Source organism: Stackebrandtia sp. (genome assembly GCF_035643755.1).
GTDB lineage: Bacteria > Actinomycetota > Actinomycetes > Mycobacteriales > Micromonosporaceae > Stackebrandtia.
On sequence record NZ_DASQPW010000314.1, the window covers coordinates 1 to 6,057 of the forward strand.

At 70.7% G+C, this 6,057-nt stretch carries 8 protein-coding genes and 1 pseudogene; 4 read left to right on the forward strand and 5 right to left on the reverse strand.

The window, feature by feature from the left end; translation table 11 throughout:
- Positions 1–243 (reverse strand): DUF3499 domain-containing protein (locus VE172_RS24660; protein ID WP_324804667.1); only part of this gene is annotated, 243 nt, incomplete at its 3' end.
- A 250-nt stretch (positions 244–493) separates the two neighbouring features.
- Between VE172_RS24660 and VE172_RS24665 the strand changes: the two genes are divergently transcribed.
- Positions 494–868, forward strand: a complete 375-nt coding sequence (locus VE172_RS24665; RefSeq protein ID WP_349258536.1) for a metallopeptidase family protein — start codon at positions 494–496, stop codon at positions 866–868.
- 135 nt (positions 869–1,003) lie between these two features.
- Here the strand turns inward: VE172_RS24665 and VE172_RS24670 are convergent.
- Both VE172_RS24670 and VE172_RS24675 read right to left on the reverse strand, forming a co-directional pair.
- Positions 1,004–1,249: pseudogene (locus tag VE172_RS24670) on the reverse strand (WhiB family transcriptional regulator); the annotation flags it as partial.
- A 139-nt stretch (positions 1,250–1,388) separates the two neighbouring features.
- Positions 1,389–1,868: a hypothetical protein gene (locus VE172_RS24675; protein WP_324804669.1), complete on the reverse strand. Its 480-nt coding sequence runs from the start codon at positions 1,866–1,868 to the stop codon at positions 1,389–1,391.
- Between the two features lie 50 nt (positions 1,869–1,918).
- Between VE172_RS24675 and cofD the strand changes: the two genes are divergently transcribed.
- Together cofD and VE172_RS24685 are read left to right on the forward strand one after the other, a co-directional pair.
- Positions 1,919–2,863, forward strand: coding sequence for a 2-phospho-L-lactate transferase (cofD, locus tag VE172_RS24680; RefSeq protein WP_324804670.1), 945 nt, complete (start codon positions 1,919–1,921; stop codon positions 2,861–2,863).
- Positions 2,860–4,155: a coenzyme F420-0:L-glutamate ligase gene (locus VE172_RS24685; protein ID WP_324804671.1), complete on the forward strand. Its 1,296-nt coding sequence runs from the start codon at positions 2,860–2,862 to the stop codon at positions 4,153–4,155. Before cofD ends, VE172_RS24685 begins: the two co-directional genes overlap by 4 nt.
- Here VE172_RS24685 and VE172_RS24690 read toward each other — a convergent pair.
- Positions 4,152–5,024 carry an SDR family oxidoreductase gene (locus tag VE172_RS24690; RefSeq protein WP_324804672.1) on the reverse strand — a complete coding sequence of 291 codons (873 nt, stop codon included), beginning with the start codon at positions 5,022–5,024 and terminating at the stop codon, positions 4,152–4,154. The two genes, VE172_RS24685 and VE172_RS24690, sit on opposite strands and share 4 nt — an antisense overlap.
- A gap of 87 nt (positions 5,025–5,111) precedes the next feature.
- On the opposite strand from VE172_RS24690, the gene VE172_RS24695 reads away from it, so the two are divergent.
- Positions 5,112–5,696 (forward strand): TetR/AcrR family transcriptional regulator, encoded by a 585-nt coding sequence (locus VE172_RS24695; RefSeq protein WP_324804673.1) that lies wholly within the window; start codon positions 5,112–5,114, stop codon positions 5,694–5,696.
- Here the strand turns inward: VE172_RS24695 and VE172_RS24700 are convergent.
- A partial coding sequence (locus VE172_RS24700) for a helix-turn-helix transcriptional regulator (RefSeq protein ID WP_324804674.1) occupies positions 5,686–6,057 on the reverse strand: 372 nt, incomplete at its 5' end. The two genes, VE172_RS24695 and VE172_RS24700, sit on opposite strands and share 11 nt — an antisense overlap.

Below are 6,057 nucleotides of genomic sequence, written 5' to 3' on the forward strand. Positions count from 1 at the left end.
CAGCGCCACCAGGTCGTCCCCCGACGGCATGGGCGTGGCGTAGTCGTCGACGTGCCGCACCAGCTGCCAGCCGCGCGGGGCGGTCAGCTTGCGGGCGTGGTCCTCGCACAGGTCGTAGGTGTGCGGTTCCTGGGTCGTCGACAGCGGACCCACCACCGCGGTGGAGTCGTTGTAGACATATGTCAGGGTGGCGACCGCGCCCTGTCGGCAGCCATTGCGGGAACAACGTCGATGCGATCTCACGGCCGGAACGCTATCGCTTGACGACGGCTCGTGGTAGCCGTTATCACGGCGACACGCCGCGTCTCACCACCGGGAAATCGGTTTCTCCCTTGCGGTTCCCGCATATCGACCACCCTCATTACCAAAGACACTCCAGCGGTGCGGTCTTCACGTCGAAGTCGCATGCCGCTCCTCTACGCTAGTCCTCGTGCGCCATCGGGATCGCCGCGGACGCGGCCTACGTGGACGACTGGTGCCCGCCGCGCTGCCCATGGCCAAGACCAGGGCGCAGAACTTCGACGACCTGGTTCTGGAGGCCGTTGAGGTCATCGAGCGTTCGGTGGGTGCCGATGACCGTTTTGGACCCGAACGCCTGGCCGGCGTCGAGTTCGCCGTCGAGGACGTCCCCGGCGAGGTCAACACCTACGACACCGACGTGTTGGAGGACCGCGACGTGCCCCTGGCCCGGCTGCTGCCCGGCCAGCCCGGAACGGCGGGGCCGTCACCGCGCATTGTGGTGTATCGGCGCCCGCTGGAGCTGCGCGCCAACGGCACCGAGGAACTCGCCCAGCTGATCCGCAGCGTCGTGGTCGAGCAGGTCGCGAACCTGCTGGGCGTACGCCCCGAGGACATCGACCCCGATTAACGCCGCGGCCGGGAGCCGGTGGTCGGCGTAGTCGGGCAGGCACTCGGGTGTGGACGGAACCCGCTGCGGCAACGGAATCATCACCGCGTGGGTCTCGGTCTCGGCCGCCACCAGGCGGGCCGCCTCGCGGGCCTCGCGTTTGGCTTTGCGGCGCTCGCGTTCGGACAGTCCACCCCAGATGCCGAATCTCTCGTCGTGGGCCAGGGCGAACTCGAGACACTCCGCCTTGACCTCGCATCGGGTACAGATCCGCTTAGCCTCCCTAGTGGATCCGCCCTTTTCCGGGAAGAACGCCTCCGGGTCAGTCTGCGCGCACAGGGCGCGTTCCTGCCACTCGGGGACGTTACCCAGAAGATCGGCCAGAAAGTCTCGGCCGTCCATGTACGTCCGCCTCCTCTTTGGCGCGCCGGCATCCCACCGGCACGAAACCCCCACTGCCGTACATCATCGGCGCCGGATCATCCATCGCGGACGGATGACCGGATGACACCGATCAATGACGGACAGTAGTGCACGCGCATTACCGCTTCGCAGCCGCCCTGTCCATTCGCCACGCCCGCAGGTTGACGGCCATTCCGACGCCGGCCAGCACCAGCAGCGTCGCGTCGCCGAGCAGCTGCTCGACGGCGGAGCGGGAATCGATGAAGACCGTTCCGGCGCTTTGGGTCTGCTGGGCCGCGGCGTTGATTCCAAACAGGAACGCCGAACCCGCCAGCACCGCACCGGCGATGATCAGCAGCGCGTACTCCACGGCCGCGGCCAAGTGGACGGACGGCTTGCGGGCGATGAGCCCGGCCAGCACCGGCAGACCGAGCGGCGCGGCGGAGAACAGCGTGGCGTGGGCGTGGTCGGTGAAGCCGAATCCGGCGGCGCGCGAACCCAGGGTGTCACGAGGGTCACTGTCGGAGCCGACGAGAAACTGCGACAGGGCCACCGCCAACAGCAGTGCCGTCGCCACCAGCAGGATCACGGCCACGGTGTGGCGGAAGCGCGGCGTCAACGCCCCATACCCCTTTCGGCTCGGTCACCGCATGGGCGAAGATGGTCGTCATGCGGATCGTCGTCTTGGCAGGGGGTGTGGGCGCCGCGCGCTTTCTGCTCGGCGTACGGCGGCTTGACGCCGAGGTTACGGCAATCGTCAACACCGCCGACGACCTGACACTGCACGGCTTGCGGATTTGCCCCGATCTGGACAGCGTCATGTACACCCTCGGCGGCGGCGCCGATGCCGAGCGCGGGTGGGGACGCGCGGAGGAGTCGTGGACGGTGAGCCGGGAGCTGGCGGCCCACGACGCCGAGGCCCCGTGGTTTTCCCTGGGCGACAAGGACATCGCCACGCACCTGATGCGCACGCGCATGTTGGACGCCGGTTACGGGTTGTCCGACGTGACGGCGGCGCTGTGCCGCCGCTGGGAGCCGGGCGTGCGGCTGCTGCCGATGAGCGACGACCGGGTCGAGACGCACGTGGTGGCGGACTTCGACGACGGGCAGCGCGCGGTGCATTTTCAGGAGTGGTGGGTGCGGCACCGCGCCGAGCCCGAGGCGCGGCGGTTCGTGTTCACCGGTGCCGCCGACGCGAAGCCGGGGCCCGGGGTGTTGGAGGCGATCGGGTCGGCGGACGCGGTGTTGATCGCGCCGTCCAACCCGGTGGTGAGCGTCGCCCCGATCCTGGCGGTGCCGGGGATCCGGGAGGCGTTGCGCGAGGGTCCGGCCCCGGTGGTGGGGGTGTCTCCGATCATCGGCGGTGCCGTGGTGCGCGGCATGGCCGATCGTTGTCTTTCCACCTTGGATGTTGAGGTGAGCGCCGCCGGTGTCGGTGGGCTGTACGGCGCTCGCTCGGAAGAGGGCGTTTTGGACGGTTGGTTGATCGACGAGGGCGACAGTGCCGAGATCCCGGGCGTGACGGTGCGGTCGCGTCCGCTGTGGATGACCGATCCCGAGGCCACCGAGGCGATGGCCCGCGAGGCCCTGGACATCGCGGAGGTCGCGGCGTGAACTCGGTACAGGTCCTCGGCGTCGAGGGCATCGGCGAGATCGAGCCCGGCGACGATCTGGCCAGCGTCATCGCGCTGGCGGCGCCGTGGCTGGCCAACGGGGACGTGCTGGCGGTGACCAGCAAGATCGTGTCGAAGGCCGAATACCGTTACGCCGAAAGCGATCGGGAGGCGGCGATCACCGCCGAGACCTCCTCGCTGGTGGCGCAGCGCGGCAACACCCGGATCGTGCGTACCGCCGGCGGGCTGGTGCTGGCCGCGGCGGGGGTGGATTCGTCCAATGTGGCGGCGGGGCGGGTGCTGTTGCTGCCCAAGGATCCCGACTCCTCGGCGCGGGATCTGCGCGCCGGGCTGCGCGAGCTGCTGAATGTGGACGTCGCGGTGATCATCACCGACACCCTGGGCCGCCCGTGGCGGATGGGGCAGACCGACGCGGCCATCGGCGTGGCGGGCATGGAACCGATCCTGGACCTGCGGGGCGGCACCGACTATCACGGCAATCCCTTGGCGGTCACCATGACCGCGATCGCCGACGAGGTGTCCGCCGCCGCCGATCTGGTGAAGGGCAAGACGCTGCGGATTCCCGTCGCGGTGGTGCGCGGACTGTCTAATGTGGGCGCCGCGGACGGCCCCGGAGCGGCGGCCCTGATCCGCCCCGTCGAGCAGGACATGTTCAGTCTCGGCACCGCCGAGGCCATCGAGCAAGGCCGCAGGGAGGCCGCCGCGGCCCGCCGCACGGTGCGGGAGTTCTCGGGCCAGCCCGTCTCGGCCGAGGTCATCGACCGCGCGGTGGCCGCCGCGATCACCGCACCCGCGCCGCACCACACCACGCCGTGGCGCTTCGTCCACGTGCGAGACAGGCGCCAGGAGCTGTTGGAGGCGATGCGGGAGGCGTGGATCGCCGACCTCACCGACGACGGCTGTGACACCGCCACCATCACCCGCCGCGTCGCCCGCGGCGAGGTGCTGTGGCGCGCCACCGAACTGGTGGTGCCGTGCCTGGTGCGCGACGGCGCCCACGACTACCCCGACGAGCGGCGCGGCGCCGCCGAGCGCGACATGTTCACCGTGGCGATGGGCGCGGCGGTGCAGAACTTCCTGGTGGCGCTGGCCGCGGAGGGCCTGGGCACCGCCTGGGTGTCGTCCACGTTGTTCTGTCGCCCGGTGGTGCGCGAGGTGCTCCGGCTCGACGACGATCTCGACCCGATGGGTTCGATCGCGATCGGTTACCCGCGCGCCGATCCCGCACCGCGCCCGCCGCGCGAGACCGGCGACTTCCTGCTGCGGCGTTAGGTCAGGGCTCCGAACGACTTGGTGTTGGCGGCCATGAACGCGTCGAAGTCGCGCGGCGCGGTGCCCGTGAGCCGTTCGACCGCGTCGGAGACCTGACCGTAGGCGCCCGCGCCCATCGCGTCGTACAGGGACGCCAGCCCTTCGGCCGCCGCGTCGGGCAACCCGTAGCCGCGCAGCCGCCGGACGAGTGTCTCGCCGCTCTCGCCGACGAAGCCGACGGGTTCGCCGCGTCCCTTCGACAGCTTGGCGGCGACCTGCCGGTAGCCGATCGCCTCGGGCCCGGTGATCACATAGGACCGTCCGTGGTGGGGCTCGCCCGTGAGCAGTGCCGCGGCGGACGCGGCGATGTCGTGGGCGTCCACGAAGGCGGCGGGCGCCTGTCCGGCGGGCCCGACGAGATTGCCGTGCTCGTCGGACAGGCTGGCGGTCGGGGTCAGGAAGTTCTGCATGAACGGACCCGCCTGGAGCATCGTCCATTCCAGACCCGAGGACTTCAGGTGCTCCTCGATCGCGCCGTGCCCGCCCTCGGACATCGGACGGCCGACGCCGGCGTTGAGGGTCGACAACTTGACGACATAGCGCACTCCCGCGTCCCGCGCCGCGTCGATGACGTTGCGCTCCCAGCGGACCATCGGCTGCTCGCCCGCGACCGCCTGCGCGCCGGGTGAGGCCAGGAAGACGCGGTCGATGCCGTCCATGGCGGCGGCCAGGGACGCGGGGTCGTCGAAGTCGCCCACGACGTGGTCGGCGCCGAGCGCCCGGCCCCTGGCCTCGTCGCGGACCAGGGTCCTGAACGCGGCGCCGCGTTCGATCAGTTGCGCCACCAGGTGTCTGCCGGTGGTACCCGTGGCTCCGGTCACCAAGATCATGTCGCCTCCAGGGTTTAAATGGAAGAGTTTCTTCCGTTTTGGCGACGCTAGCATAAGTGGAAGAAAATCGTCCAGTAAGATCGGGGCATGACCTCCACCACGGGCGGGCCGCGGCTGCGCGCCGACGCCGAGCGCAACCGCCAACGCATCATCGCGGGCGCGGGCGAGCTGATCCGCGAGCGCGGCCCCGACGCCCCCATGGAGGAGCTCGCCCAGCGCTCGGGCGTCGGCGTCGGCACCCTGTACCGCCGCTTTCCCGATCGGCACCGCCTGGTCCGCGAGGTCGCCGTCGACATGTTCCGCCGCGCGGTCGACGCCGCCACCACGGCCGTCGCCGCGCAACCCCAAGGCTGGAGCGCCCTGGTGTGCCTGATCCGTTTCTGCGGCGAACCCGAGATCGGCGCGCTGTCGGGCGCCCTGCGCGGCTGGCTGGCCGAGCACCGCGACGACGACGCCGAACTGCGCGGGCTCACCGCGACGTGGCTCGGCCACTTCGAATCCGTCGTCCACAAGGCCCAGTCCGAGGGCGCGATGCGCACCGACATCGACGGCGTGGAAGTGTTGCGGCTCATCAGCCTCGTCACCTGCCGCATGCCCGAACTCCCCGCCAAGGCCAACCGGGAGGCGACCGCGCGCTACCTCGACGTCATCATCGACGGGCTCAGGGGCTGAGCAGCCCGCGGGTGTACGCGGCGGACACGGCCTCGGTGCGGCTGCCGGCGTCCAGTTTGGTCATGACGCGCGACAGGTGGACGCTGACGGTCTTGTCGCTGATGTACAACTCGGCGCCGATCTGGCGGTTCGTCTTTCCCTCGGCCACCAGGCTCAGCACCGCCAGTTCCCTTGGCGTCAGGGGACTGTCGGCGGACTGGGCGGCGCCGGCGGGGCGGAGACGGGCGCGGCGGGACAGGGACTGGATCGCCTGGTGCAGCGGGGCGGCGCGCAGCCGCTCGGCGACGCCGTCGGCCTCGCGCAACAGGCCCGCGGCCTCGTCGCGGTCGGCGGGATCGCCGCCGCCCAACAGGGCCTCGGC